This is a genomic window from Collinsella sp. SGI.033 (assembly GCF_050315135.1).
Classification (GTDB): domain Bacteria; phylum Actinomycetota; class Coriobacteriia; order Coriobacteriales; family Coriobacteriaceae; genus Collinsella.
The window spans coordinates 1-2387 of sequence record NZ_JBNPOK010000046.1; the positions used below are offsets into that span (position 1 = coordinate 1).

Here is a 2387-nt window from a genome sequence, read left to right on the forward strand (position 1 = left end):
CGCTAACTGTCCGATCTTCCCATCATCAAGGCTTCCTCGAACCTTCTGCTCTGCCCGCCGAACTCAACCAGCCGACCATGATGCATGATCCTGTCAATCGTCGCCGTGGCCAGGTGCGCGTCTCCCAGCACAGTGCCCCATTTGCCGAACTCTATGTTGGTTGTGACGATCATGCTCCTCGTCTCGTACGTTGCCGACATCACCTGGTAGAGCAGCCGAGCGCCCTCGATGTCTATCGGGATGTAGCCGTACTCGTCGATTATCAGCAGGTCCGCCTTGGCTATGTCGCGAAGCACCTGCTCGAGCCTGTTGTCGGCGACGGCCGCCTTCAGCATCAGCACCAGCGACGCGGTCTCGAAGTACCTGACCTTGTAGCCCCGCTCGGCCGCCAGCACGCCCAGTGCGATCGACAGGTGGGTCTTTCCGCGTCCGCATCCTCCGTAGAACACGAAGTCCTGGGCCTGCCGGACAAACTCCAATGACACCAGGTCATCGACGGTGTAGCCGTCTGGGAAGGACACCTCGCCGAAGTCGAAGTCCGCGACCGACTTCACGGCCGGGAATTTGGCCTGCCTCATGAGCCTTGCCTTCCTGTTCTCCTCCCTGGTGGCGTTCTCGCTCCTGATCAGCTCGCATGCAGCCACCAGCTGGCCTCGCGTGGCATCCTTGGAAAACGCCGCGATCGTCGACTTGGTGAAGTACATGGTCCTGGCCAGCGCGGCGAACTCCGCCTCGATCTGGCCCCTCGTCATCTGCTCGATGTCCATGGCTAGGCCTCCTTTGCGAAGACGGCGTCGTACATCCCGAGGTCGGGGCTGTCGTCGTATGCGATGGACCCTTGGCCGTTCGCCGTGCATGCGGCAGCCAATGCGACGTCAGCGCGGCTGGGGACGCCGCCGTCGGCGCCGAGCGCGGCCATCGCCGCTACCGCGGCCTCGTAGCCCGCATCCGCGCTGACGTCGCGAAGCATCCTGAGCATCGTGCCCCTGTCGGCCCTGCCCATGGAATCCATCGACCTGGCCAGCGATTTCGGCAAGGTCGCCCTGACGGCGCTGTTCTGCCATCCGCCCGGCTTCCTGCAAAGGAGCGCCAGCTGCGACATGGGGTCGCTGGCCTTGGTGGGCGCATCCCCGTATGCTCGGTCGAAGGCGGCGATCTGCGTGCCCTCGCCGTCGTAGAAGGCTACCCGGAATGCGCCCAGCTCGACGATCACCCTCTCCTCGCCGTGGTCCGGCCCGAGCGGGTAGCGGTGTCTGCCGTCGAGGCACGCGTCGCCGTACTTGTCGGTCTTGGCCGTGACTATCTTCGCGACGCGGAAGGGCTTCGCCGGCAGGTCGGCCATGGCCACGCAGTCCTCCATGAACAGCTGGCGCTCGGGCTCCCCTTTGAGGTAATGGTCCTTGCCGGCGCGATCCAGGCACCTGCCGAGGATCCGCTTGTTGTAGGCGGGCAGGCTGTCGATGCGGGGAACGGGGACGAACAGGTTGCGCCGGATGGCCCCGACGGCATTCTCCACGGAGCCCTTCTCGTGGCCGGAGTTGGGGTTGCAGAAGGAGAAGTCGAACCCGTAGTGGGCGGCGAAGCGCGTGAACGTGTCGGCGGTGCTGACAACCTGGCCGACCCTTCTGCCGACGCCCGTGGCGTTGTCAAACACCAACCGGGTGGGCACGCCCCCGCAGAACTCGAACACGGCCTTCAGGCCCTCGCAGACGCATTCCGACGTCTCGCCCCAGAAGCATTGCGCCAGCGACACGTTGGAGAACGGGAAGGTGACCACCAGGTAGTGCACCTCGCGCATGACGCCCAGCACCCTGAAGTCGCACACGCCGAAGTCGACCTGCCCCTCGCCGGGCGCCCATTCGAGGTTGAGGAACTCGTCTTTGGCGCCTTTGAGCTCGGCTTTGCGCTTCTTGACGTAGGCCTGGACGATTGTGTAGCTGCCGTCGTAGCCGCATTCCGCGACGAGCCGGTCGAATACCCGCTGGGCCGTGTGTCGCTGCTTGGGGCGCCGCTTCCTGTCCTCCGCAAGCCAACGATCTATCGTCGCCTTGAACGGGTCAAGCTTCGAACCGCGCCTCTTCCTGGGCTTGACCTGAGGGGAGAAGTCGTCCATGTCGCGGTATTTGCGCACCGTGGGCTCGGAGATTCCCTCCTCCCTGGCTATCTGGGCGACGCTGTCGCCACGGGCAGCGCGCTGCTTGATTGCTAGAATAGTTGACATGCCGATCATTTCCTTTCCGGCCTCCTTGAGTCGATTACCGAAGCAATGACTAAGTTAGGCCATCCGTTGGAGGTGGTCGGCGCCTTTGCTTATGAGGCGAAACAATCGTCGTGAAACCCGAAACTTTTATCTCGTGATTTCCTAAAAATAAAAGCTATCAAAAACA

At 63.1% G+C, this 2387-nt stretch carries 2 protein-coding genes; both read right to left on the reverse strand.

The window, feature by feature from the left end; translation table 11 throughout:
• Positions 1–2: 2 nt before the first annotated feature.
• Positions 3–767 carry an IS21-like element helper ATPase IstB gene (istB, locus tag ACQRC0_RS08635; RefSeq protein ID WP_273339942.1) on the reverse strand — a complete coding sequence of 255 codons (765 nt, stop codon included), beginning with the start codon at positions 765–767 and terminating at the stop codon, positions 3–5.
• Positions 768–769: 2 nt separating this feature from the next.
• Positions 770–2221 (reverse strand): IS21 family transposase, encoded by a 1452-nt coding sequence (istA, locus tag ACQRC0_RS08640; RefSeq protein ID WP_244595125.1) that lies wholly within the window; start codon positions 2219–2221, stop codon positions 770–772.
• Positions 2222–2387 lie beyond the last annotated feature (166 nt).